General features: G+C 36.4%; 27 protein-coding genes, 1 pseudogene, 1 riboswitch and 1 other annotated feature. Of the genes and pseudogenes, 12 read left to right on the plus strand and 16 right to left on the minus strand.

Annotated features, from left to right (window positions below; all coding sequences use genetic code 11):
• The first annotated feature begins 145 nt into the window (after positions 1–145).
• On the plus strand, positions 146–469 hold the full coding sequence (locus I6L50_RS26360) for a ferritin-like domain-containing protein (RefSeq protein ID WP_219303486.1): 324 nt from the start codon (positions 146–148) through the stop codon (positions 467–469).
• Between the two features lie 49 nt (positions 470–518).
• Here the strand turns inward: I6L50_RS26360 and I6L50_RS26365 are convergent, their stop codons facing one another.
• Positions 519–995 carry a ribbon-helix-helix domain-containing protein gene (locus tag I6L50_RS26365; RefSeq protein WP_002014948.1) on the minus strand — a complete coding sequence of 159 codons (477 nt, stop codon included), beginning with the start codon at positions 993–995 and terminating at the stop codon, positions 519–521.
• A 131-nt stretch (positions 996–1,126) separates the two neighbouring features.
• On the opposite strand from I6L50_RS26365, the gene I6L50_RS26370 reads away from it, so the two are divergent.
• Together I6L50_RS26370 and I6L50_RS26375 are read left to right on the plus strand one after the other, a co-directional pair.
• Positions 1,127–2,125 carry an alpha/beta fold hydrolase gene (locus I6L50_RS26370; protein ID WP_219303487.1) on the plus strand — a complete coding sequence of 333 codons (999 nt, stop codon included), beginning with the start codon at positions 1,127–1,129 and terminating at the stop codon, positions 2,123–2,125.
• Between the two features lie 119 nt (positions 2,126–2,244).
• A complete protein-coding gene (locus I6L50_RS26375; protein ID WP_002014950.1) occupies positions 2,245–3,564 on the plus strand; it encodes a Na+/H+ antiporter family protein in 1,320 nt (439 codons plus the stop codon).
• A 25-nt stretch (positions 3,565–3,589) separates the two neighbouring features.
• Here I6L50_RS26375 and I6L50_RS26380 read toward each other — a convergent pair whose 3' ends face one another.
• Both I6L50_RS26380 and I6L50_RS26385 read right to left on the minus strand, forming a co-directional pair.
• Positions 3,590–4,516 (minus strand): LacI family DNA-binding transcriptional regulator, encoded by a 927-nt coding sequence (locus tag I6L50_RS26380; protein ID WP_219303488.1) that lies wholly within the window; start codon positions 4,514–4,516, stop codon positions 3,590–3,592.
• Positions 4,517–4,765: 249 nt separating this feature from the next.
• A pseudogene (locus tag I6L50_RS26385) lies at positions 4,766–5,260 on the minus strand (GNAT family N-acetyltransferase).
• An 82-nt stretch (positions 5,261–5,342) separates the two neighbouring features.
• On the opposite strand from I6L50_RS26385, the gene I6L50_RS26390 reads away from it, so the two are divergent.
• Entirely contained in the window at positions 5,343–6,266 is a 924-nt protein-coding gene (locus tag I6L50_RS26390; protein ID WP_219303489.1) for an alpha/beta hydrolase, read from the plus strand.
• Positions 6,267–6,276: 10 nt separating this feature from the next.
• Here I6L50_RS26390 and I6L50_RS26395 read toward each other — a convergent pair whose 3' ends face one another.
• Positions 6,277–6,522, minus strand: coding sequence for a DUF2552 family protein (locus I6L50_RS26395; RefSeq protein ID WP_002014992.1), 246 nt, complete (start codon positions 6,520–6,522; stop codon positions 6,277–6,279).
• Positions 6,523–6,661: 139 nt separating this feature from the next.
• Here I6L50_RS26395 and I6L50_RS26400 point away from each other — a divergent pair, with 139 nt between their 5' ends.
• The 5 genes from I6L50_RS26400 (at position 6,662) to ribH (ending at position 10,936) form a co-directional block, all read left to right on the plus strand.
• On the plus strand, positions 6,662–6,868 hold the full coding sequence (locus tag I6L50_RS26400; RefSeq protein ID WP_001151582.1) for a CDGSH iron-sulfur domain-containing protein: 207 nt from the start codon (positions 6,662–6,664) through the stop codon (positions 6,866–6,868).
• A gap of 190 nt (positions 6,869–7,058) precedes the next feature.
• Positions 7,059–7,202: riboswitch (FMN riboswitch) on the plus strand.
• Positions 7,203–7,511: 309 nt separating this feature from the next.
• Entirely contained in the window at positions 7,512–8,624 is a 1,113-nt protein-coding gene (gene ribD / locus I6L50_RS26405; RefSeq protein WP_219303490.1) for a bifunctional diaminohydroxyphosphoribosylaminopyrimidine deaminase/5-amino-6-(5-phosphoribosylamino)uracil reductase RibD, read from the plus strand.
• Positions 8,606–9,250: a riboflavin synthase gene (gene ribE / locus I6L50_RS26410; protein WP_219303491.1), complete on the plus strand. Its 645-nt coding sequence runs from the start codon at positions 8,606–8,608 to the stop codon at positions 9,248–9,250. The genes ribD and ribE overlap by 19 nt, the downstream gene beginning before the upstream one ends.
• Before the next feature lie 12 nt (positions 9,251–9,262).
• A complete protein-coding gene (gene ribBA / locus I6L50_RS26415; protein ID WP_219303492.1) occupies positions 9,263–10,456 on the plus strand; it encodes a bifunctional 3,4-dihydroxy-2-butanone 4-phosphate synthase/GTP cyclohydrolase II in 1,194 nt (397 codons plus the stop codon).
• Between the two features lie 18 nt (positions 10,457–10,474).
• Positions 10,475–10,936, plus strand: a complete 462-nt coding sequence (gene ribH / locus I6L50_RS26420; RefSeq protein ID WP_219303493.1) for a 6,7-dimethyl-8-ribityllumazine synthase — start codon at positions 10,475–10,477, stop codon at positions 10,934–10,936.
• Between the two features lie 22 nt (positions 10,937–10,958).
• Here the strand turns inward: ribH and I6L50_RS26425 are convergent, their stop codons facing one another.
• From I6L50_RS26425 to I6L50_RS26460, 8 genes are all read right to left on the minus strand, one after another.
• Positions 10,959–11,279, minus strand: a complete 321-nt coding sequence (locus I6L50_RS26425) for a hypothetical protein (RefSeq protein WP_002088493.1) — start codon at positions 11,277–11,279, stop codon at positions 10,959–10,961.
• A 180-nt stretch (positions 11,280–11,459) separates the two neighbouring features.
• On the minus strand, positions 11,460–12,458 hold the full coding sequence (bioB, locus tag I6L50_RS26430) for a biotin synthase (protein ID WP_219303494.1): 999 nt from the start codon (positions 12,456–12,458) through the stop codon (positions 11,460–11,462).
• 1 nt (position 12,459) lies between these two features.
• Positions 12,460–13,269: a malonyl-ACP O-methyltransferase BioC gene (gene bioC / locus I6L50_RS26435; protein ID WP_219303495.1), complete on the minus strand. Its 810-nt coding sequence runs from the start codon at positions 13,267–13,269 to the stop codon at positions 12,460–12,462.
• A complete protein-coding gene (locus tag I6L50_RS26440) occupies positions 13,235–13,975 on the minus strand; it encodes an alpha/beta fold hydrolase (protein WP_219303496.1) in 741 nt (246 codons plus the stop codon). The genes bioC and I6L50_RS26440 overlap by 35 nt, the downstream gene beginning before the upstream one ends.
• On the minus strand, positions 13,972–15,159 hold the full coding sequence (gene bioF / locus I6L50_RS26445) for an 8-amino-7-oxononanoate synthase (protein WP_219303497.1): 1,188 nt from the start codon (positions 15,157–15,159) through the stop codon (positions 13,972–13,974). The genes I6L50_RS26440 and bioF overlap by 4 nt, the downstream gene beginning before the upstream one ends.
• Positions 15,125–15,853, minus strand: a complete 729-nt coding sequence (gene bioD / locus I6L50_RS26450) for a dethiobiotin synthase (RefSeq protein WP_113937117.1) — start codon at positions 15,851–15,853, stop codon at positions 15,125–15,127. The genes bioF and bioD overlap by 35 nt, the downstream gene beginning before the upstream one ends.
• Complete coding sequence (gene bioA / locus I6L50_RS26455) at positions 15,853–17,286, minus strand: adenosylmethionine--8-amino-7-oxononanoate transaminase (protein ID WP_219303498.1); 1,434 nt, start codon at positions 17,284–17,286, stop codon at positions 15,853–15,855. The genes bioD and bioA overlap by 1 nt, the downstream gene beginning before the upstream one ends.
• Before the next feature lie 77 nt (positions 17,287–17,363).
• Positions 17,364–17,720, minus strand: coding sequence for a hypothetical protein (locus I6L50_RS26460; RefSeq protein WP_219303499.1), 357 nt, complete (start codon positions 17,718–17,720; stop codon positions 17,364–17,366).
• A 142-nt stretch (positions 17,721–17,862) separates the two neighbouring features.
• Positions 17,863–18,082, plus strand: a binding site (T-box leader).
• Between the two features lie 277 nt (positions 18,083–18,359).
• Here I6L50_RS26460 and nhaC point away from each other — a divergent pair.
• Entirely contained in the window at positions 18,360–19,733 is a 1,374-nt protein-coding gene (gene nhaC, locus I6L50_RS26465; protein ID WP_219303500.1) for a Na+/H+ antiporter NhaC, read from the plus strand.
• 53 nt (positions 19,734–19,786) lie between these two features.
• Here the strand turns inward: nhaC and cpdB are convergent, their stop codons facing one another.
• Positions 19,787–22,240: a bifunctional 2',3'-cyclic-nucleotide 2'-phosphodiesterase/3'-nucleotidase gene (gene cpdB, locus I6L50_RS26470; protein WP_219303501.1), complete on the minus strand. Its 2,454-nt coding sequence runs from the start codon at positions 22,238–22,240 to the stop codon at positions 19,787–19,789.
• Between the two features lie 365 nt (positions 22,241–22,605).
• On the opposite strand from cpdB, the gene I6L50_RS26475 reads away from it, so the two are divergent.
• The gene (locus tag I6L50_RS26475; RefSeq protein ID WP_219303502.1) at positions 22,606–23,385 is read left to right on the plus strand and encodes a GDSL-type esterase/lipase family protein; all 780 of its coding nucleotides are present in this window, start codon (positions 22,606–22,608) and stop codon (positions 23,383–23,385) included.
• A 72-nt stretch (positions 23,386–23,457) separates the two neighbouring features.
• Positions 23,458–23,904, plus strand: coding sequence for a MarR family winged helix-turn-helix transcriptional regulator (locus I6L50_RS26480; RefSeq protein ID WP_002088507.1), 447 nt, complete (start codon positions 23,458–23,460; stop codon positions 23,902–23,904).
• Between the two features lie 24 nt (positions 23,905–23,928).
• Here I6L50_RS26480 and I6L50_RS26485 read toward each other — a convergent pair whose 3' ends face one another.
• The 3 genes from I6L50_RS26485 to argF all read right to left on the minus strand — a co-directional run bounded on the left by I6L50_RS26485 (position 23,929) and on the right by argF (position 25,859).
• Complete coding sequence (locus I6L50_RS26485) at positions 23,929–24,150, minus strand: hypothetical protein (RefSeq protein ID WP_063218932.1); 222 nt, start codon at positions 24,148–24,150, stop codon at positions 23,929–23,931.
• A gap of 58 nt (positions 24,151–24,208) precedes the next feature.
• Positions 24,209–24,760 carry a DUF2062 domain-containing protein gene (locus tag I6L50_RS26490; protein ID WP_002088510.1) on the minus strand — a complete coding sequence of 184 codons (552 nt, stop codon included), beginning with the start codon at positions 24,758–24,760 and terminating at the stop codon, positions 24,209–24,211.
• A 148-nt stretch (positions 24,761–24,908) separates the two neighbouring features.
• Positions 24,909–25,859, minus strand: a complete 951-nt coding sequence (gene argF, locus I6L50_RS26495) for an ornithine carbamoyltransferase (RefSeq protein ID WP_219303503.1) — start codon at positions 25,857–25,859, stop codon at positions 24,909–24,911.
• Positions 25,860–25,865 lie beyond the last annotated feature (6 nt).

The raw sequence follows: 25,865 nt of genomic DNA on the forward strand, positions 1-25,865 counted from the left end.
TGACACTCGAAAGAAGAAGCTCCTTTTATATGCAAGGAGCTTCTTCTTTTAGAGTCATACGTATTGTCATTCTTCTAGTGCAGTAAAGGATACGCACATAGCCCCTTGTTTCTTCGTAGTATATAGAAAACTATAATGGGAAGATTTGTATGTATTTTCATCAAACAATGACGATACATTGTATCGACAAAACGACAAACACATTCGTAGTATTGAGAAAGCAATTAACGGAGAATATAGCGCCATTCATTTTTATGCTAGATTAGCTACTTTAGCTCCAGACATAAATGAACGAACTCAAATCCTTGAAATTCGGCAAGATGAGCAACGAACAGTTGATTTTTACTTAGAAATTGCTGACGAAACGACAAATCAACAAGTGAAAGAAACATTTCGGCGCGCAGCAGCTGATGAACAAAATCATGCCGTTTGGTTCCTATATTACTTTTCGAAACAAAACAAAAAATGAAATAAAAGAAAGGATACACGCTCTTATATGGAACATAGTATCCTTTCTTTTATTTCTCTGGATACGTTTCATGATTAACATCATACCGTTGCAAAAATTCCTGTAGTGCTTCTTCTACAATTTTAGACTTTTGAATCCCTTTTGATTCCGATATAACATCTAGTCTTGCTAATACTTCTATATTAATCGAAAAGGTTCGTTTCTTTTTCTCTGTGCTCTTACTTATAATTTGAACACTTACTTCTTCTCTTTTTCTTAGCAATTCATAAATGCTTTGTAATTGTTCATAAATTAGTAATTGATAGTCTGTTTTTGCATATTGAAGGGCAGTAGCTTCTTGGATTTGCAAATGACGTGGCTCTTCACCATCACCTATAAAGATACGTTTTTTCTGCTCTCCATCATATTCATATCCAATCACCCTTAATTTCTTTGATAATGTATATGGGCTCATTTCAAGCCGTTTCGCTATAATAGCGATTGATTCGCGTCTATTTAAAGAATCAATAATTTCTCCAATCGTCACATTCTCCCTCCTCTCTTAATCGCCTAAACTTGAAATCAAACCAGTATGTTATGATACAATGATTTTCTAGTAGTATATGCAAAAGAAAGAGCCTGTGCGATTCATACCATTTAAGAAAAGGAGGTTTACATATGCTTTTTCGTAGCCATACCCCTCGGTTTTACAACGAAAAGAAGCAACTAATCCCTAACAGTATCGCTACGATAGAAAGCGTTATGATTAATGACCGGAAACAATCTCTCCTTATACGCGGCCAAAACGTGGAACAGCCTATTTTATTATGCTGTCACGGCGGTCCTGGTATGGCACAAATCGGCTTTATTCGCCATTTTCAAAAAGAGTTAGAAAAGCACTTTATCGTTATTAATTGGGATCAGCGAGGGGCAGGTAAATCCTTTTTATGGCGGGACATCCAAACAAATCTTACGATCGATCAATTTTTTTCAGATGCAAAAAAGGTTATTCAATATCTTCTCAAACGCTTTAATAAGCAAAAACTATTTCTCGCTGGTCATTCTTGGGGAAGTATTATCGGACTACAAATCGCTAATCAATGTCCCGAATATATAGAAGCATACATCGGCATCGGTCAAATCGTACATATGAAGCAAAATGAAGAATTACTATATCAACATTTAATTAGCTCTGCCAAAAAACATGACCATAAAAAGGCATTAGCTTCTCTTTTAAAATTAGGGAAACCACCCTTTTTAGATACGAGACGCCTCATTATTCAAAGAAAGTGGCTTGGTACATTCGGAGGAGCAATCCAAAATGGATCTTCCTTTTCTTTCATACGAAAAGGCTTCTTTTCTCCTGAATATACGCTATTAGATTGGTTCAAATTTCTCGCAGGAAATTTAAAATCCGGAGTTTTATGGGAAGAGATGCTGACAATCGATTTCTTTTCATCTATTTCAAGTTTATCTGTTCCTGTTTATTTTTGTTCTGGTCGCTATGATTATCAAACTCCTTATGCACTCGTTCAACAATATTGCGATATCATTCAAGCTCCTATTAAAAAGATGATTTGGTTTCCAAACTCGGCACATTCTCCAGATTTAGAAGAGCCTGAGTTATTCGCTAAATCTTTACAATCAATTAAACAAGAACTATCTTTTCAACATTAATAACAAAAGGCGCTTTTACATTTCATAGAAAACATTTTATAATGATATGTCGCAAGTATATGTCACTACAAACACTTGCTTGCCTTAACAGAATAAAAATTAGGGAGATTACATTTATTATGAACGCTGTACTCATCGCAGTAGCAGTCATGCTACTGCTTAGTTTGTTACGTGTCCAAGTCATTGTCGCCATTATCGTTGGAGCTTTAACAGGCGGACTTATCGGCGGACTCGGTATTTCAGAAACAATTAGTACTTTTACAGCCGGTCTTGGGAACAGTGCTCCTATCGCATTAAGCTACGCAATGCTCGGTGGATTTGCTATTTCCCTTTCAAAAACAGGACTTCCTGATGCAATGATCCAATCAGCTTTAAAATGGATCGGCAACGAACAAGACACGAAAAAACAAGTCTATTCTAAAATACTTATATTATTTATCATTTTAACAATGGCTTGCTTCTCACAAAATATTATCCCTGTTCATATCGCCTTCATCCCAATCTTAATTCCAGCACTTTTAAAAGTATTAAATGAGCTGAGGGTGGATCGTAGGCTTGTAACATGTCTTATTACATTTGGGTTAATTACCCCTTACATGTGGGTTCCAGCAGGGTTCGGAAAAATTTATCATGACGTATTGCAAACAAATGCTGCGCAAAGCGGTCTTACATTTGATGTCGCACTTATTCCAAAAGCGATGACTATTCCAGCAATCGGTATGATTATCGGATTATGTGTAGCGGTTTTCATTACATACCGAAAACCACGTACATATGAAACAGAACAAATTCATTCTGCACAGAATGAAATCGTCCCCTATACGAAAAGAAGCATTACTTTGGGTTTATTATCAATACTCGCTACATTAACTGTGCAATTAGCAACAGAATCAATGATTTTTGGTGCTTTAGCAGGTATTATTGTCTTATCAGTTAGCGGTAGCCTCCCTCTTAAAGAAGCCGATGCTATTTTAACGAGTGGAATGCGTATGATGTCCTTTATCGGATTTGTTATGATTTCTGCCGCTGGATTTGGCGCTGTTCTTCGAAAAACTGGACATGTTGAATCTCTTGTGCAAACGAGTGCACATATAATCGGAAATAATAAACCGCTTGCTGCATTTCTTATGCTCATTATTGGACTTCTCGTTACGATGGGAATTGGCTCTTCCTTTTCAACCATCCCAATCTTAACAACAATTTTCGTACCGTTATGCGTCCAGCTCGGATTTAGTCCCATGGCTACAATCGCAATTATCGGTACAGCTGGTGCACTTGGTGATGCAGGTTCTCCAGCATCTGATAGTACACTTGGACCAACGTCCGGTTTAAATGCTGATGGTCAGCACCATCATATATGGGATACATGTGTCCCAACATTTCTACACTATAATATACCGTTACTTATATTCGGCTTTATTGCCGCAATTACACTATAAAAGGTGCGTTTTAAAAACGCACCTTTTACTTTGTTGTTTCTCTCTCAATGCACCTAAATTCTGTTTCCGCTTCTTCTTGTCGCACTTGTTTTTTCTTTATTTTTCCTATTAACTGTTGAAAAGCTATTCCCCCATTTTCTTCGATATAACTTCCAATCGTCGTTAATGATGGACTTATCCATTCACCCTCTACACTCCCGTCAAATCCAATGATTTGTAACTTACCTGGTATATGAATATTAAGAGTTTTCGCCGCCCTGATTAGCTCAATAGCGACCTTATCACTTGAAGCTACAACCCCATCTATGTATGGATGCTTTTGTAACAATTCAAGAAACTGTTGATTCGTATACCCTTGTACAATTTCCTCTCGATAAGAAAGTCCTTCTTTCCAAGCAGTATCTAGAAATCCTGCCACATGCTCTTCCATTTCTTCACTCTCTACTTCCTCACCGATATAAGCAAGAAACTGGCAGCCTTTCTCTTTTAATAAAGAAACAGCTTTCTGTCCACTTTCATAATAGCTCATAAGAGATTGTCGTTCTTCAAGCACAGCGAAAGGAAGTGAGATTTCTCCTATACTTCGAAAAACAGATTTCGTCATTATAACGCCTGCAATGTTATTTTGCGCCAACATATCTATGTATCTATTCTTATTTTCTATATTACAAACTATTACTTGATACCCTTCTTTGTATGCTATTTCCTCAACGAAACGGAGCAAAGTGATGTATGATGGATTATGCAAATTATCTACAAGTAATGCAATCACCGTTGAAGGCTGTTTAAATAAAGGCTTTGCTGTAGCATTCGGTCTATAATGTAATTCTTCAATTGCTTTTTTTACTTGTTTCACCGTATCTTCATGGACATATCCTTTTTCGTTAATGACTCTTGAAACGGTTGCGACTGAAACACCGGCCAATTTTGCAACATCACGTATAGTTGCCACATCGTCACCCCTTAATATGGTAATAGATTACAATTTTAAATTAAACCAAAATATAACATTCGTCAAGGTTATTGTTTTATATTTCTGAAAATTGTTACACAATTTCCACTCTACTCATAAAGTGAAACTTTAATCAGTGGGGGTTTTGTTCATCCCCCACTGATTATTAGCCTTCACCAATCGGGCGTTTACGGGCAGTGGATCTCCCACCTAACTTCTTTGCTCCAACTGAATTTTGAGGTAGGAGTTTTACTGCCCGTTAATGCGGGAGAAAATATACTCCAGCTGAATTTCATGTGAAATCGCGATATTATCATAACCAATAAATGGAATTTCTTTCTTTATTTTTCGTGCTTCCTTTACCGCATCAATATATAAGTTCGTCATCATGAAGTTACGTTTTTGATAAAAACGAAGTGCGTTCATATTATCATTCGTCGTAATAAGCCACACTTTTTTACATTCGTTCTCTTTTGCCACTCGCAATACACAATCCACCAGTTTTGTACCAATCCCCTTCCCTTCCTCAAAACTATTTAACGATACAATTTCTCACATGTTTTCTATCACTTTATATGTTAAAATTCCTACTATTCTGTTATTTCTAAGTGCAATAAAACCAGGTAATTCTTCTAATTGATGTACTCTGCCTCGCGAGACCATCATTGAGCTTCCCCAGTTTTCACACATAAAATCCTGAATTGCTTCTTTCATTTCTGGTGTGATTTTTTGTATATGAACCATACACGATTTCTCCCCTTTTCACATCATTGTGATACAATGTTAGTGTATCACATGTAGAGGTATTTGGAGGATGAGGTAAAGTATGAAACGTTTTTTTACAGCATTGTTTACTATACTAGGCGCACTAACTGCGATTGGGATTTTCTTTACAAATAAAGTTATGTACTTGAAGAAAAAAACAGAGGAAGAAGTTTTAGAACGCGAAACGAAAAAGCATTTTCATTTGGACGATTTTAAGGCTATTCAAAAAGAAGAGGTTCACATCCCTTCTCAATTCGGATACGAACTTCACGGATATTACATGCCAGCTGGTCATTCCAATAAATTTATGATTTTTTGCCACGGTGTGACTGTAAATAAAATGAATTCCGTTAAATATGCAAACTTATTTTTAAATAGAGGATATAACGTATTTATTTATGATCATCGCCGTCATGGTAAAACCGGTGGTAAAACAACAAGTTATGGCTATTATGAAAAACATGATTTAAAGTCAGTAGTTGACTGGCTAAAAGATCGTTTCGGAACGAATATTACACTCGGAATTCATGGTGAATCTATGGGTGCTGCAACTCTTCTTCAATATGCAGGACTTGTAGAAGATGGTGCTGATTTTTATATTGCTGATTGTCCTTTCTCTGATTTTTATGGACAGTTACAACATCGTTTGAAAGTTGAGTTTCATTTGCCAAAATGGCCTTTATTACCTTTAGCAAATGCCTTTTTAAAAGTTCGTGATGGCTATACAATTCGTGAAGTTTCACCAATTGATTGTATAAAAAATATTAACAATCCGGTTCTCTTTATTCATAGTAAAGATGATGACTATATTTTATCTGATATGACGAAATCACTTTATGAAACGAAAGAAAATAATAAACAGCTTTATATTGCAGAACATGGTGCACACGCTTGCTCTTATAATGAAAATAAAGAAGAGTACGAAGATGCCATCGATCAATTTTTAAACACATATGTAAAAGAAACAAAAAACAGGCTTGCATAAGCCTGTTTTTTTACTGCGCTAAAACGTCTGTAACTTGTTCCATATTTTCAGAAATCCACTTTACTGCCTCGTCTAGCGTTGGGAATTCCGTCGTTTGAAAAGTTACCTCATCTTGAAGTAACCAAACATCTTTCGGTTCTTGTCCTACACCTGCGATTGACCAATGAAGTAAACTATATGGATGATTATCATTCAAAAATGATGCCCATGTGCGCTCATTTGCAATATTTTGTAGTGTGTGTAATTTTTTATCCATCTTTCGTCACCTTACTCTAGTCAGTTATAAAAACTATTATAACACTCTCTTCTCTCTCAAACAAAGTGCTCTTTTTATATTGTCAAGTACTCTCCCTAATTATATGATGAGAGTAAGCGTTTGGAAAGGAGGGATAACGTTGGCAAAAGTACAAATTAAAGTGAATGATAATGGCTCTTTTCGCGTTACAGGGGACGTGGAATTAGTTGACTCACAAGGGAATGTATTCCCAGCAAAACCAGCATTTTCTTTATGTCGTTGTGGTTTATCAAAAAACATGCCTTATTGCGATGCTTCGCATAAAGGAAAATTCGAGTCTGTTGTTAGAGCACCAGAGGCAGAATAAATATTTAAAGAGCATGCACATTTATTTGTGTATGTTTTTTCTTTTGATCAAAGCCTATACAGCCCTTCCCCTTTCAACATTTCTATTACTTCCGTCCCCATTCAAATCGGCATATATTTTCACACAATTCTTCACATTCGAATATTTTCCACTTTGCTTTTTTCTTTTTTGTGCTATAATGTGAGCAAACAACATCCTTCGGGGTCGGGTGAAATTCCCAACCGGCGGTGATGAAGCGATAGCTTCTAAGTCCGTGACCCGTTTTCAACGCGAAAACGGTGGATCTAGTGAAACTCTAGGGCCGACAGTATAGTCTGGATGGGAGAAGGATATGTTTTCTAGTAATTTTATATAGCGAATACACTTTTATTTCAGTATGCATATTTTTAAAGTTTCATTTTGAATCTTTATATATGTTTTATTTTGTATACTTATGTTTCTATACTGAAATAAAAAGATACGACTAGCGTTGAAAGAATTTGATATTTTGCTAGGTTTTTTCCTTATGCCAAAATATCAGTCATCGTTAGGTTTCTTTCCTATACTTTCGTATTCGAACTATATTTCTAGAAATCACGTCTCCCAAACCCCAAGGATATAAAATCCTTGGGGTTTTTTGATTTTTTCAGGAGAGGTGAAAAGAATGACAGATCAAGAATATATGAGGATTGCCTTGCAGTTAGCACAAGGAACATCGGGACAAACAAGCCCAAATCCTATGGTTGGTGCTGTTGTTGTAAAAGATGGAAACATCATAGGAATGGGAGCTCACTTGCGTGCTGGTGAAGAACATGCCGAAGTTCATGCACTTCATATGGCTGGTGAAAAAGCAAAAGGTGCTACTGTTTATGTAACACTTGAACCGTGTAGCCATTTTGGAAAAACACCACCTTGCTGTGAATTACTCATTGAAAAAGGAGTTCAGCGTGTTGTAATTGCTACTCTTGATTGCAATCCACTCGTTTCCGGAAATGGAAAAAGGAGATTAGAAGAAGTTGGAATCGAGGTAACTACTGGTGTTCTTGAGGCGGAAGCCACTTTATTAAATCGATACTTTTTTCACTATATGAAAACGAAACGTCCCTTTGTAACAACAAAAACAGCAATGAGCTTAGATGGAAAAACAGCAACTGTAACCGGTGAAAGTAAGTGGATTACAGGCGAAGAAGCACGCGCTGACGTTCACCAATATCGTCATATACATGATGCTATTCTAGTCGGTGTGAATACAGTTCTAACTGATAATCCACACTTAACAACACGAATTTCAAACGGAGGTAAACATCCTATACGCGTTATTTTAGATACCCACTTACGAACGCCGCCATCTTCTCATGTCATAACAGATGGCTTAACTCCGACATGGATTATTGTCGGTAAGGATGTAAACAAAGAGAAAATAGCGTCTTATGAATCTAACAATATAGCTGTATTCCAAATGAAAACACAGCAAATTGAAATACAAGATGTCCTATCCCTGCTCGGTGAGAAACAAATTCTTTCTCTGTTCGTTGAAGGTGGTCAAACGGTGCATGCAAACTTCTTAAAAACAAATAGTTTTAATGAAATCGTGACCTATATAAGCCCGAAATTAATTGGTGGAAAAGATGCACCCACCTTATTTGGCGGAGCTGGTTTTTCGAAGTTACAAGATGCACTTTCCTTAACAATTCAAGAGATGAAACAAATCGGTAATGACATAAAAATTGTTGCAACCTTAAAAAGCGAGGTGACGGAATGTTTACAGGAATCGTAGAAGAGTTAGGAACGATATCAAGCATGACTCAAAGTGGTGAAGCAATGAAGCTAACTATTAGCGCGAATCAAATTTTATCCGATGTCAAATTAGGTGATAGTATCGCGGTTAACGGCATTTGCTTAACAGTAACTACTTTTACGACTACTTCATTCACTGTCGACGCAATGCCTGAAACAATGAAAGCAACATCACTTCGTATGCTAAAGCCAAGTGCCAAAGTGAATTTAGAACGGGCGATGGCTGCAAACGGACGATTCGGTGGACATTTCGTCACCGGACATATCGATGGCATCGGTACGATTTTAACTAAAAAACAACATTACAATGCCATCTATTACAAAATAGCAATTTCTGATGAATTACTACGCTATTGTTTGCATAAAGGATCCGTTGCTGTTGATGGCACTAGCTTAACAATATTTGATATAGACGAATCTTCAATTACAATTTCACTCATCCCCCACACAGTAAGCGAGTCTATAATCGGAGAAAAAAAAGCCGGGGACATCGTAAACATTGAGTGTGACATGATTGGAAAATATATTGAACGCTTTATCTCAAAGCCCGCAAAAAGAACTGGTTCAATGACCGAAAGCTTTTTACAAGAAAACGGATTTCTATAAGGAGGAAGCACAATGTTTCATCGTATTGAAGAAGCTCTAGAAGATTTAAAACAAGGAAAAGTCGTTATCGTATGTGATGATGAAAACCGAGAAAATGAAGGCGATTTTATTGCTTTAGCAGAGTACATTACACCAGAAACGATTAATTTTATGATCACACACGGTCGTGGTCTCGTTTGCGTACCGATTACGGAAGGGTACGCAGGACGTCTACAGTTAGAACCAATGGTATCTCATAATACAGATTCACATCATACTGCTTTTACAGTGAGCATCGATCACGTTTCTACAACAACAGGCATTAGTGCTCATGAGCGTGCTACAACAATACAGAAATTATTAAATCCCGCATCTAAAGGAACTGATTTTAACCGCCCTGGACATATCTTTCCATTAATTGCGAAAGAAGGTGGCGTCCTTCGCCGCGCAGGTCATACAGAAGCTGCTGTTGATTTAGCAAAACTTTGCGGAGCTGAGCCCGCCGGCGTCATTTGCGAGATTATAAATGAAGATGGGACGATGGCACGTGTACCTGATTTACTAGAGTGCGCAAAACAATTTGATATAAAAATGATTACAATTGAAGATTTAATTGCTTATCGCCGCCACCACGAAACACTTGTGACGAGAGAAGTGGCAATTACATTACCTACAGATTTCGGTAATTTCCATGCAATTGGCTATTCTAACTCATTAGATATGAAAGAACATATCGCGCTCGTAAAAGGTGATATTTCAACAGGCGAACCTGTACTTGTACGCGTTCATTCAGAATGCTTAACAGGAGATGTATTTGGTTCGTGCCGCTGTGATTGCGGGCCACAGCTACATGCTGCACTTGCTCAAATTGAGCGTGAAGGAAAAGGTGTTCTTCTCTATATGAGACAAGAAGGACGAGGCATTGGTCTTCTGAATAAGCTTCGCGCTTATAAGTTACAAGAAGAAGGGTTAGATACTGTAGAAGCAAATGAAAAACTTGGGTTCCCAGCTGATCTTCGTGATTACGGTATTGGTGCTCAAATTTTAAAAGATTTAGGCTTACAAAGTTTACGATTATTAACGAATAATCCACGAAAAATTGCTGGCTTACAAGGTTACGATTTAGAAGTAACCGAGCGTGTACCGTTGCAAATGCCAACAAAAGAAGAAAACAAAACGTATTTACAAACGAAAGTAAGCAAATTAGGACATTTACTAAACTTATAATTAAGGGAGAGATACATTATGGTATTCGAAGGTCATTTAGTTGGTACAGGATTAAAAGTTGGGGTTGTTGTTGGACGTTTTAATGAGTTTATTACAAGTAAGTTACTTGGCGGAGCTTTAGATGGATTAAAGCGTCACGGTGTAGAAGAAAACGATATTGATGTTGCATGGGTTCCTGGTGCATTTGAAATTCCTTTAATCGCTAAAAAGATGGCCAATAGCGGAAAATATGATGCTGTTATTACATTAGGTACAGTAATTCGCGGTGCTACAACACATTACGATTACGTTTGTAATGAAGTAGCAAAAGGTGTTGCATCTTTATCACTACAAATGGACATTCCAGTTATTTTCGGTGTATTAACGACAGAAACAATTGAACAAGCAATTGAACGTGCAGGTACAAAAGCTGGTAATAAAGGATATGAATCGGCAGTTGCTGCGATCGAAATAGCTCATTTATCAAAACAATGGGCTTAAAAAAGAGGCTACGGCCTCTTTTTTATTTTCTCACCTTTTTTCGTACATCTTCTATTAATTCATCCATCGTTTTTCCTTCTGTTTTTATACGAAGAGCTTGTGCTGTTCTCCACACATTTTCTCTCTTTTCCGCTTCTTCTATAATAGAAATTTCCTTCCTCACTTCTTTTAAATCTTTCCCTTCTGTTTCAAGCCCAAAATGTTCAGCTTTCGTTCGAAAATGCTGTTCGATTCTTTGTTGCATTTCTTTTTGTTCAGGATTTTCAGCCGCCTTAACTGGATCAGCACTTATCGCTTTTATTAAAATCAGACAGGTCATAATAGTTAATATGTATTTGTACATGTAAAATCCTCCAACCCGATATAAATTACATTTTTACTATGTACAATTAGGGCTTGGAAAATTCGTCCACCAAAATTCTTTTTTTCGCTCAAAAACCAATAGTATCAAGCATTAACAACTATTTATTACATTTTATTTACAAAAAAGCAAACTCTTTTACAAGTTTGCTTTTTATCTATCTTATAATGCACATTCTTCAATCTCAAACCCTAAATCTTCAATCATACCCCAGTCTGCAGTCGGTTCTTGTCCAGCTGTCGTTAAGTAATCTCCAACAAAAATAGAGTTTGCTGCAAATAAACCGATTGGCTGCACAGAGCGTAAATTGATTTCACGTCCTCCTGAAATGCGAATTTCTTTCGTTGGGTTTACAAAACGCATCATCGCCAGTACTTTTAAACATTCTATCGGCGTTAATTCCTTTTGTCCTTCAAGCGGCGTACCCTTTACAGCAACAAGGAAATTACATGGAATTGAATCTGCATCTATACGTTGTAATTCAAATGCAATTTCAGCGCGCTGTTCAATCGTTTCTCCCATTCCGAAAATTGCTCCAGAGCATGGAGAAATACCGGCTTGCTTCGCTTTTTGGACTGTATCAACACGATCGTCATACGTATGCGTTGAACAAATGCTATCATAATTGTTGGCATGCGTATTTAAATTGTGATTATAACGATGCACACCAGCTTCTGCTAACTGACCTGCTTGATCTTCATTTAAAAATCCTAAACAACAGCAAATTTTTAAATCTGTCGTTTCACGAATTTCCTTAACTGCTCCAATAACGTGATTTACTTCTTTATTCGTCGGACGACGACCAGATGCAACAATACAATATGTACCTGCTTTACGACGAATTGCTTCGTGCGCTCCTTCAACAATTTTCTCTTGTGTTAACCATGCATACTTATCAATCGGTGCTTCTGAAATAATAGACTGTGAACAATACCCGCAATCTTCAGGACATAATCCAGATTTCGTATTTATAATCATGTTCAACTTTACTTTCTTACCAAAATGATGATGGCGAACGATGTAAGCTGCATTCATAATTTCTAAAACTTCTGTATCATCAGCTTCTAATATTGCAATTGCATCTTCTTTCGCAATCATTTTCTCTTCTACTACGTCGTATGCAAGTTTTTTCCAATCCCTTTTTATTTGTACTTGTTTCATTTCATCTCTTCCCCTCTTTTGTTATATACGTAAATAAAGCATGATACGTCGCCATTATCCCTTCATTTTCCGTGAAGTCTCTTTCGTATATACGAAGCATCGTACGAAAGAGTGAAGGGCTTTGACAATAAGACTCTTCATTACTATTGGTCGCTCCTACTTTTCGAATAGAATGTAGAAACTCCCTAACTTCTGCAAATCTTTCTATGTAACATGTTTCAGAAACATGTACATTTCCTAATGGCATTTCACATATATTCACTAACTGTTCTTTCGAAATGAAGCGTTGTCCAATTGAAGCACAATTGTGTATCCCCTTTTCTTTCTTAGCACGCTGAAAAGACGTATGCAATTCTTGAAAAGTCGTATTACCAAACGTTGAAAATAATAACATTCCCTCTTCAGACAAATAGTTAAATAAATTTTTCACTGTCGCTTTTAAATCATTAAGCCATTGAAATGTCGCATTTGAAATGATGACATCATATGAATTTTCTAATTTTAATTGTTCAATATCTTCACATCGAAACATCACATTTTCCAAACTTTTTCTAGTTTTCGCGACTGCAATCATCTCATCAGCAAAATCCACAGCTGTAATATGAGCTTTCGGAAATAAATTTGATAATTGCTCTGTTACATATCCTGTCCCGCATCCAAGTTCTAAAATACGTATCGATGATGTTTCACTATATCGTTCCTTCAATGTAGAAAGTAACGAATACGCCATCTTTTTTTGTACATTTGCATATTGATCGTAGGATACAGCCGCCCCGTTAAACCGTTTTTGCAGTAACGTTTTGTTGATCATGTCGTATCCCCTCTACAAATTGAATAATTTCATTTGCGCAATATTCAAAATTCGTTACACATAATGCATGCCCAGCACCGCTTACTACTTTTAGGTTGGCATTCGTATTATTCGCCATACTATGGGCTGCAGACAATGGACATATTACATCCTGCTCTCCATGAAGGAGTAACAGCGGGGCTTTCATATCTATTACTTCATTTCTCATATCTGTTTCTATTAAATAATCTAAGCCTAATTGTAAAGACTGAATCGAGTCTCCTTTAAACTTCTGCGCAATCTCTTCAAAACTCGTATTCTCCCTCAGCTCACTTTTTGTAAACATATTTTCATAGAAACGCTTCAAAGTATCTTCTTTTTTTCTCGTTAAATTCTTTTTCATACGTTCTACATGCAAGGAATTCCATCCACTTGTATAGTCACTTGTATTGGTAAATTTAGCGGTACCACCAATTAGTACCATACCTTGGGCCTTAATCTTTTTATAAGCTTGTACTGCCGCTAACGCTCCTAGTGACCATCCAACTAAAATTACATTTTCATCCTGCGCTACATCTATTATTCGCCCTGCAAATTCACTTTGTTCTTTCACGTTACGCCAATCTATACATTGAACAGAATATCCTTTAAAATACGGCAGAACCAAAGTCCAAACACCTTCTTCCATTCCCCATCCTGGAATAAAAATAAGCTTTAGCTCTTTCATACTAAAAACCCCTCTTCTTTACCAATGCGTATAATATGCTGAATAGCCCATTTTAAATCGGCTATTGTATGTTGTGACGTAACTGCAAAACGGACTCGAGAACTACCAACTGGAACAGTCGGCGGACGAATTGCAATGGCTGCGATACCTACCTCTTGTAACCTTTCACTAAACCGTAAAGTATTTTCATTTGAGCCAACTACAATCGGTACAATATGAGTTGAGCTATTCCCAATATCAAAACCAGCTTCTTGTAAATGCGTCCTGAAATATGCACCATTCTCTATAAGTCGCTCTCTTCTTTCGTTACCTTCTTTCACAATTTCAATTGCTTTTCGGATCGCCCCTAATGTTCCTGGTGGTAAAGCTGTAGTAAAAATCAAGCTTCTCATCATATTTTGTAAATACTCTATATAAATGGAATCACCCGTTAAATACGCACCATAACACCCTAAAGCCTTACTAAACGTCCCCATATGTATATCAATTTTTTGAGCAATATCTTTTTCTACATGAGATAATCCGGCTCCACCGATTCCATATATTCCACTTGCATGTGCTTCATCAACTATAATGATTGCCCCGTATTTCTCTTTCAGCTGAACTAAGCCTCTCAAATATGCAATATCTCCATCCATACTAAAAATCGTATCTGTTACGATTAATTTTCTCTTTTCTGGTGACGCTATTTGCAACATCTTTTCTAAATGATCCAAATCATTATGACGATATCTTTTATGCTCTGCTCCGCTTAATACGATTCCATCAACGATACTTGCATGATTTAATTTGTCACTAAAAACAATATCGTGGCGACCAACTAACGAAGAAATCGCCCCAACATTCGCGGTATATCCACTATTTACAATTAAAGCTTTTTCAGTGCCTTTCCAATCGCATATACTTCTCTCAACCTCTTCATACAGTGGATAATTTCCTACAACGAGACGAGATGCTGTCGCTCCAGTTCCATATTTTCTTGTGCAGGCAATGGCAGCTTCTTTCAACCTTTCATCTCCAGCTAACCCTAAATAATTATTTGATGCTAAATTTAGCATCCTTTTCTCATTTCGAATAAGCCATGTCTCTTCCGCTTTCTCTGTTACATGTAAATTACGATACTGCCCTTGCTCCTTTAATTGTTCTACTTTAGATTGAAGATGCGTGCGCCACATTTGATTCATTTTGGATGAGCTCCTCTAATTTTGAAATCATAATATGTTCTTTTGCCGATTCCAATAATTCTTCCCTTGTAAACTCACCTTCAAGGAATGGTAATAAACCTAAAACAGGTACTCCACTTAACTCCTCAATCATTTCTTTGTTTTCTTGCACTCTTTCTTTTTCACATTCTTTACAACCAGACAAAATTACACCTGCTACTGTTAAACCGTGTGCCTTTGCATAAGAAATTGTTAAGACAGTATGATTAACTGTCCCTAGTGTCGGACGCGCTACTACAATAAGAGGGAGCTGTAATTCTTTTGCAAAATCAATCACTAAAGCATCTTCTGTATATGGAACTGCAAGCCCACCAGCTCCTTCTACAAATAGGCTATTAAACTCTTTTAGTAGTTCATTATAGTGAGCAGTAATTTCTTTTAACGTTACTGTCCTTCCAGCTCTTTTCATGGCAAGTCTCGGAGCAAGTGGTTCTTCAATGGAATAAGGACAAATTTCATCCTCTTCTGTCGGTACACCCGATAATGCTTTTAACCTTGCTGCATCACCCTCAGGATTTGATGCAACATGTCCACTTTGCAACGGTTTATATACACCAACATTATGTCCACGCTCTCGAAATATACCTGCCAATGCTCCTGTCACTACCGTTTTGCCAACTTCTGTATCCGTTGCTGTTATAAAGAAACCACTCATTACTCTCCCTCCGTAACATCCGAGATTGCTTTATATAAAATGCGTAACATCTCATCAATCTCAGCCACCGTAGATGCAAGAGGAGGCATAAATACAATCGTATTACCGAGTGGTCGCAAAATCATACCCAGCTCTCTTGAGCGCTTACACACTTGAATACCGACTCTTTCTGTCCATTCAAACGATTCTTTCATTTCCTTATTCTTCACAAGTTCAATACCAACCATTAGCCCACACTGACGAATATCTCCTACGTGCTTATATTCATTAAGAGCTTCTAATTGTGCCGCTACATATTCTGCTTTATGCGCAACATCTTCTATTAAATTAGTTTTTTCATATAGTTCTAAATTTGCAATTGCTACGGCACAACCTAACGGATTCCCTGTATAACTATGACCATGGAAAAACGTTTTTTGTTCTTCATAGCCTCCTAAAAAGGCATTATAAATTTCATCTGTCGTTACCGTAATTGCCACCGGTAAATAACCACCTGTTAAACCTTTTCCGGCTGTTAAAATGTCTGGCGTCACATCCTCGTGTTCACATGCAAACATTTTCCCGGTACGCCCAAATCCAGTCGCTACCTCGTCTGTAATAAATAATACATTGTATTTTGTACATAAATGGCGAAGCCCTTTTAAGTATCCTTTTGGCATTGTAATCATCCCACCAGCACCTTGCATTAATGGCTCCACAATAATAGCTGCTACTTCTTCATGTTTTTCTTGTAGCATTTCTTCCATTTCTTCTAAATGTTTCTTTACAATTTGTTCCTTATTATCTCCATAAGGAGAACGATATGTATATGGATACGGCATTTTAATTGCCTCAAATAATAGTGAACTATACACTTGGTGAAACAAGTCTATTGCCCCCACTGAAACAGCACCTATCGTGTCACCGTGATATGCTTCTTTTAATGTAACAAATCTTTGTTTTTTCGGTTTTCCTTTATGCTGCCAATATTGAAAGGCCATCTTAATTGCAATTTCAACGGCGCTAGAACCAGAGTCTGAATAGAATACTTTCTTCAAACCTTCTGGTACAACTTCAATTATTTTTTCTGCTAATAAAATAGATGGAACGTTAGCAAGTCCTAGCATAGTAGAATGAGCAATTTTATTTAATTGCTCGCGAATTGCCTCATCTAGTTCTGGTACTTGATGCCCATGAACATTTAACCAAATAGATGAAACACCGTCCCAATATTCATTTCCATTTACATCGTATAGCTTTCTTCCCTCTCCACGTTCAATAATGACAGGATCTTCTTCTAAATAATCTTTCATTTGTGTAAATGGGTGCCATACGTAATCTTTATTCTTCTTCGATAATTCTTCATATGTATAAGACGATTTTTCACTCGTGTTACTATTAACAGCCACAATTGTCACCCCTAATGTTAACTTGTTTATAAATAAAGTTAACATTAAAAATAAATGACTGTCAATTATTTTTAAATTAAATAATTCTTAAAAAAGAACAACTTATCATACGATAAGTTGTTCTACTTTCCATGTTGTATCTTTCCAATTTCTAAAATAATCTCTTCATCTTTTTTTCCTTCTGTATCAATTCCAAGTTGCTTAGCATGCTCAATTAACAAATCATGGCGCTGCTCAAATCTAGCGGTATCTACTTCTTTTGTAACCTCTTCTTTTGTTTTCCCCTCAGTAGAAACTCCTAGTTTCATAGCTGCTTTTTCCATCGATTTCTTCTCTTCAATTTCTTTCACTTTCTTCACTTCTGACTGCTGTATTTGCTTTTGTTTCGACTGCTCTGATTCAGCTGCAAAAGCTGTGTAAATTCCAGCACTTCCGCCAACGACTAGTAAGGTGGTAAAAAGAATTATTTTTTTCTTCACTCTTTCCTCCCCTTTCAAATTCATTATAACGCACACTTTTACAGTATTAAAAACATTTCTCCTTTATTTCCCTAAAAAAATATCGAATGTTTTTATTGACATGTATGATGAATATATGATAAAAATTTAACTAACATCATATGAATCGGCGTTGATAGGATTTAGTAGTATTTCGTTTTCTGATTTCAGAGAGCTGGTGGTCGGTGCGAACCAGTACAGAGCGATTTATGAATTACCCCCTGGAGCTTCTTTTACGAAACGTGAGGAGTAGTGAAAGACGGTTTAGACCGTTATGTCTAAAGAGTGGTGAAACGAAACTGTTTCACAATTTAGGGTGGTACCGCGAATTTTTCGTCCCTGCATATATTGCAGGGGCGTTTTTATTTTATTAGCGCATATCATATGACCCTTTATTTTGTGATACATTCCTTTCACAAGCTAGGGTGGTACCGCGATTTCTTCGTCCCTGCATAATTATATGCAGGGGCGTTTTTTTACCCAATCATTTCCGTATCATATTGAGATGTTGACAATTACCGGTAATTTGTCACAAAATTCTAAATTTTAGAAGGAAATAAACAATATTGGCGAATTTTATATAAAAAAGAGCTATTTTAAATTACTTAGGAGGGGAAAACAATGGTTTCAAAAATTGAATCTGTTCTTTTAACAATTTTTATTTTTTTCTGTATTGGCTTTAGTGTTATCAAATTAGAAGTTTCACCACACATCCCAATTTTATTTGGTATCGTTCTTTTATTAGCATTTGGATTTATGAAAAAAATTTCTTGGTCTACTATGGAAAAAGGAATGATAAGTAGTGTTTCAGCTGGTATTCCATCTATTTTTATTTTCTTACTTGTAGGCGTATTAATTAGTGTTTGGATCGCAGCTGGAACAATTCCAACTTTAATGGTATACGGATTCCAACTTGTATCTCCAAAAATTTTCGTTCCTACTGTTTTTGTTGTTTGTGCAATTGTTGGAACGAGTATCGGTAGTGCATTTACAACTGCAGCAACAGTAGGGCTTGCCTTTATGGGAATGGGTAGTGCTCTCGGATACGATCCAGCTCTGATCGCTGGTGCAATTATTTCTGGTGCATTCTTTGGAGATAAAATGTCTCCTTTATCTGATACAACAAACTTAGCTCCTGCTGTAACAGGTGTAGATTTATTTGAGCATATTCGTAACATGCTTTGGACAACAGTTCCTGCTTTTATTATTGCTTTTATCGCATTTTTCATTTTAGGAAGCGGTACTAGTGGAGACGTTGACTTCACAAACTTTATTAGCACGTTAGAACAAAACACAACGATTTCTATCGTTACACTTATTCCAATTTTATTACTGTTCCTATTCGCATTTAAAAAAGTTCCAGCAGTTCCAACATTACTTGCAGGGATTGTGGTAGGAATTATTATTCTCTTTATTTTTAAACCTAGCACTTCTTTAGCTGATTTAATGAAAATTATGCAAGACGGCTACGTTTCTAAAACTGGTATTAAAGACATTGATAGCTTACTATCTCGCGGTGGTCTACAAAGTATGATGATGTCGATTGCTCTTATTTTCCTAGCTCTTTGTATGGGAGGATTACTACAAGGAATGGGCATTATCACGCAGCTGATGAATATTATCTCTAGCTTTGTAAAAAATAGCACACGCTTAATTATTTCTACTGCTTCAACTGCAATTGGTGTAAACTTCTTACTTGGTGAACAGTACTTATCCATCGTTTTAACAGGACAAGCATTCGCTAACAAATACGATGAAGTCGGTTTAGAACGTCGTAATTTATCACGAGTATTAGAAGATGCAGGTACAGTTATTAACCCGCTCGTACCATGGGGAGTAAGTGGCGTATTCTTATCGAATGTCCTTGGCGTTCCGACATTTGATTACGTTCCATTCGCAATCTTCTGTTTAGCTTGCCCGGTCTTAACAATTATTGTTGGTTTCACTGGATTTGGTCTTTCATGGAAGAAAGAAAAAACAGTACCAGTTTCATAATATATACGAAAAAAAGGATTACCGATTACGGTAATCCTTTTTACAATACTGTACTATCTATTCGCTTTCTTTCTTCTAAATAACATAAGTAATCCCGCTCCAACAAACGCCAGACCTGCTCCAATTGTAGAAGCAACACTTGTACCTGTTTTCGGTAAATCACGTTCTTCTTTACCTTCACTTACTTTCGTTGTTTCTTTTTCATTTTGATTATCTGTTGTAGTTTGTCCAGATCCCGCGTTGTTTCCATCTTGTTTTGGTTCATTAACAGTATTACCTTCATCCGTTGGTGGTGTCGTTGGATTTCCTCCGTTATTGCCTTCACCTGTTGGCGGTGCCGTTGGATTCTCTCCATTATTACCTTCACCTGTTGGTGGTGTCGTTGGATTTCCTCCGTTATTGCCTTCACCTGTTGGTGGTGTCGTTGGATTTCCTCCGTTATTGCCTTCACCTGTTGGCGGTGTCGTTGGATTCTCTCCATTATTGCCTTCACCTGTTGGCGGTGTCGTTGGATTCTCTCCACCAGTTTCCTTATCATCATTCTTCTTCGTTATATCAATTGCATATTTAGCAAATTCATTTTCAGATGGTCCAACATATGATATTTTTCCATCTTTCTTTATATATTTTTGTGCATTTGGTGAAGAATCAAATGTTGTATTTAATTTATCTGCAATAATCGGTTTAAACGCCCAATTTTGATCTGCTGTTGGATTAATAACTGGTGTTTCCTGCATGTACTTCACAATAATTTGACGCGTTTCATCTTGTGATTGGTATACAACTTCGCCTTTACTTACACCAGGGAACGTTTGGCTACTTCCACGATAGTTGTTTGTAGCCACAATAAACTCTTGATTGTCAGCTACAGGCTTACCTTCATACGTCATATTTACAATACGATTCGTATTTTCATTTACAACTTTGCCATCTTTATCGTATTTCGCTGGTTGCGTTACGTCAATTTCGTATTTTAGGCCATCTAAAATATCAAAGTTATATGTAGGATAACCTATATTTACTAATGGTTGTTCTTCTGTTTTCTTTGAATCAATTTGATTAAATTGACCAGCAGACATTTCAAGCCATTCTTTCACTTGTGCCCCGTTTACTTTTACAGCATATAACGTATTTGGATATACATATAAATCCGCTACGTTTTTAATTGCTAACGTCCCTGCTGGAATATCCGTATAGTATGTAGCACCGTTTCGGCCACCTGCTTTAAATGGCGCCCCTGCAGATAATACTGGAATTCCTTTATATTTACTATATTGTCCGTTTTCAGCGAATAGTTTTTCTACATACCATTTTTGTGCATTTGTCACAAGTTGTACAGAAGGATCATCTTGTACTAATGAGAAATAACTATTAATTGGCGCTGTCGTTTTTCCTACAGCTGTATTCACATAATCAATTGTCGCTTGATGATCATCCTTAATTTCATTAACTAATCTTTGATCAGATTTTACTAATGGGTTCCCTTTACTATCAGCAATCGGACGAAGTTGCGGCTTCGATTGCTCTTTTTGTACTTCCCATTTTCCGTTTACCTTTTTCAATTGCATATCAATAATACCTAAGTTACTTCCAAAAACACCAGGCATTACAACAGGAACACCATTAAATACATCCTTCACTTCAGTATGTGAATGTCCCATTAATACTGCATCTACACCAGGAACCTCTGTTAAATAATATGAAGCGTTTTCCATGCCAACATTGTATCCACTCTTATCAACACCTGAATGAGCTAACGCAACGATAACGTCTGCACCTTCTTCTTTCATTTTCGGTATCATTTTCTTCGCTGTTTGAACAATATCTTTCGCTTTTACTTTTCCTTCTAAATTTGCTTTATCCCAGTTCATAACTTGGGGTGGGACAAATCCCATTACACCGATTTTCACCTTTTGCTTTTGACCAGATTCATCCTCTACTTCTTTTTCAAAAATATGATATGGTTTAAAGTAATTTTGGTCATTCTCTTCATTATTATCTTTATCGTCTTTATAGACGTTTGAGTTAATAACTGGGAATTCTGTTTTACTAATCACTTTGTTTAAATAATCTAAACCGTAGTTAAATTCATGGTTCCCAAGAGAGATGACGTCATACTTCATTAAATTCATTACACGATATAGTGGATGTACATAACTAGAATCAACAGGATTCTTCTGATCATTTATTTTATTCGCTACATAATCTCCAAGCGGCGTACCTTGTAATGCATCCCCATCATCAAATAAGACAGAGTTCTTCGCTTCTTCACGTGCTTTATTAACAAGTGTTGCAGTTTGCACGAGACCTACTTTATTATCTGTTTTCGTTTGATAATAATCGTAATTCATTAAGTTAACGTGAATATCTGATGTTTCTAAAATTCGTAAGTTAACTGTACTCTCCCCAGCTTTTTCCTCTGCATGAGCTGTTGTTGGCAACACTTGTGGCGCTATAACACCAATAGCAAGAGTTGCTCCAGCTAGCATTTTTTTTGACTTTTTCACAAAAAATCCCCCTTATACAATTACCAGAAATAATGAAATGAACCCCTATCTGTCTCTAACCACATACCTTTTTTCCTCTATTAGAGACACGATTTTCATTTCATCTTGCGCTAACGAGTAGTCCCCTTAAACGCCCGATTGATGAAAACTAACAATTAACGGGAGATAAAGCTCCCACTAAGTAGAATTTCACCTTATCTGACATTATCATATATAAAGTTCTTTCGTATCGTCAATATTTTTTGACAAACTTCAACAAATTTTCTGTAAAGTTATTATAAACTTTTCATAAACATATAATATGCCCTTACATTGCTAATACTGCTGAATATGATACAATTACCAATTACAAGGAGGATGAATTTATGAAAAAAGTCATCTTAACAATTGTTTGTCTCCTCCTTCTGATCATTTCTTATTCTAATTTTGAAAAGAACGATGAGACAAAACAAAAAAAAACTGAAGGAAAAGCAGAAAAAACATCTGCTCCGAGTTGGATTGATAAGCAAACGAACGACTCCTTTTATCATCTCGTATTAGGTGATTCACTCGCCAAAGGATATGGATCTACACAAGGGGGATTTGCCGAATTAGCTTCTAAGCAAATAGAAGGACAAATTCATAAACCAATTACGGTAGAAAATCTTGGTGTAAATGGCCTTACTACAGATCGTCTCGCTAAAAAAGTTCAGTCCGAAGAAGTTCAACAAAAAATTAGGGAAGCAAATATAATTACTATTAATATTGGGGGAAATAATTTATTTCGCTTAAATCGTGATGTAGGTGTTATAGATGGTATTAAAATGCTAAATAAAGAAAAAGCTCGTTTTGAAACGGATGTAAAAACTATTGTAAAGACCGTTCGAGATCAAAATCCGAATGCTTTACTCATTCTCTCTGAACTCTATAACCCTTTACAACTCGATGACTCCATTGCCAGTTATGCAGATATGTTTTTAGATGGTTGGAATGATTCTATTTATGCTATTTCAAAAGCGAATCAGCCATCTATCGTTTTACCAATTCGCAAATTAATATCGAAGGATAAAAAAGATTTACTATTTGACCAAGTACACCCAAATGATAACGGTTATACGATTATTGCCAATACATTTACAAAGCAAGTGTTATCCTACAAATATTAAGGCTACCATGAAACAATTCTATTTTTATACCTTGTCTTTTTTGTTACAATGATAGTGGAAGGGGGCCGTTATATGGAATCACGCGAGTGGGAACGTATTGTTGATCATCTTCTTTCGCTAGTGCCTCTTTTTTATCGCAAATTTATGCTTCCTGGAGAGTTTTCTTCTCAAAGACATATGCCGCCATCACATACGCAAGTGTTACTGCTTTTGCATGAAAATGGTACATTAGCAGTTTCAGAAATTGGCAAGCGGCTAGCGATTTCACGGCCTAACATGACCCCTCTATTAAACAAACTTATTCAAGAAGAGCTAATAGAGCGTCATTATAGCGAAAAAGATCGAAGGGTCATTTTAATTTCCCTAACAACTGAAGGGAAAATGTTAGTAAGTCAGTATCAGCAATTCATTTTAGGCAAACTAAAAGAAAATTTTCAAACATTATCTGAGGAAGAGCGTGAAAAGCTCATTTATTCTCTTAAAACCATTCAAAATTTAATTTTGAAAACAAACGCATAAAGCTGCTTCTAAATAGAAGCAGCTTTATGATTCGTAATAATTACCATAGTATACATTTGAATACGGCCATGTCATTAAATACGGTTTTCGTTCTTGAACAGGTTGCTGCTCAGGCTGTTGCATTTGTTGCATTTGTTGCATTTGTTGCATTTGTTGCTGCGGATATACTCCGAATTGCTGTCTCACTCCAGTTACAGGATAATAATTTGTATATGGATATACTTGAGGTACGTAGTAATAATACATTCATTCTCTCCCCCTTTTTCTTAAACATATTCAAAGGAGAAAATGAATGTGACATTCTTTATATTTGAACAAGTGGTTCTCTCACTTGTTTCTTTCTTTTCTTCAAACGTAACTTACGATTCTTTTCATATAAATAATGCACAACGAAATATGAAATTACCCCAAACACAATTCCTATTATCGTCATACCAATTAATACATATACTTCACTCTGTAATAAGCTCTTTAACATCGTAAAAATATGGCTCGAAAACAAATCTGATATCGTAAATGGTTCATGATGTATTTTCTGTACATGAAATGGGTAAATCATTTTTCCTAGCGCATAAGCAAACGGAAATAAAAATACTGGGAGAAACGATATTTTCCCAATAATATTACCAATGACTGCGGCTGGAAAAGATCCCTTTGCTAACCTGACAATTGGATAAAATATTAAATATACGAGCGATGCCGTATAAATCACCAACATTTCTAAACCAAATCCAATAGCAAAACCTAGTGACACTTTCTTTGCTCCTTCTGGCGATCGAAGCAACTTAAAATATTGAAACTTTAATATTCTCCACATCCGCTGAAAAAACGAATATGTTTTCTTAGTTGTTTTCAAATTCATCATCTCTTTAACTATATTTTTTTATCTAGTATGTCCTTACATGATATGAAAAACAAATTTAGTTTTCTCTTTTTATTATAAATGATATAGAGATAATTAACTAAATATACATCCGACATTTCAATATAAAAAAACCTCCCTTTTAGGAAGGCTCTTCTATATTTTTAAATAAACTCACTAATAAAGCTTTTTGCGCGTGCAGCCTGTTACCAGCTTGCTCAAAAACGATAGACTGTGGCCCATCTATAATCTCTCCAGTTACTTCTTCTTCACGATGAGCAGGCAGGCAGTGCAGGAAACGATATGTTTGCTTTGCATGTATAACAAGCTCTTTATTTACTTGGAAAGGCTGGAATAAAGTATATTTTTCTGCTTCTCCTTCTTGGCCCATACTCATCCAAACGTCAGTATAAATAAAATCTGCTCCACTTACCGCTAATTCAGGATTATGCAAAATCTCAATTTCAGCCCCTGTTTCATCAGCAATCGCTAATGCTTTTTTAACAATTTCTTCATTCGGCTCATACCCCACAGGCGTTGCCACAGTCATATTCATTCCGACTTTTGCACTCGCTAGCAATAGTGAATGACATACATTATTCCCATCACCTACATAAGCTAATTTAACTCCTTTAAACGTATGAGCTTCTTCATATATCGTCATTAAATCTGCCAACGCTTGGCAAGGATGATGATCATCAGTTAAACCGTTAATAACTGGGATACTGGACTCTTTTGCAAGCTCCTCTACATCCGCATGAGAAAATGTGCGTATCATAATTCCATCAATATAATGAGATAGTACTTTCGCAGTATCTGACACCGTTTCTCCTCTGCCAATTTGCATCTCTTTTCCACTTAAAAACATTCCATGTCCTCCGAGCTGTACCATTCCTGCTTCAAAAGAAACGCGCGTACGGGTTGAATGTTTATCAAAAATGAGACCTAATATTTTCCCTTGTAATAAAGGCTCCTGCTTGTTCTTTTTTAAATATATAGCGAACTCAATTAAAGAAATGATTTCTTCTTGCGTCAATTCTTCTAACGTTAAAAGATCTTTCGTATTTAATTTCGGTACTTGTACAGTTGACATGAAATT

The sequence above is a fragment of the Bacillus sp. FDAARGOS_1420 genome, from assembly GCF_019344915.1.
GTDB classification, from domain to species: domain Bacteria; phylum Bacillota; class Bacilli; order Bacillales; family Bacillaceae_G; genus Bacillus_A; species Bacillus_A mycoides.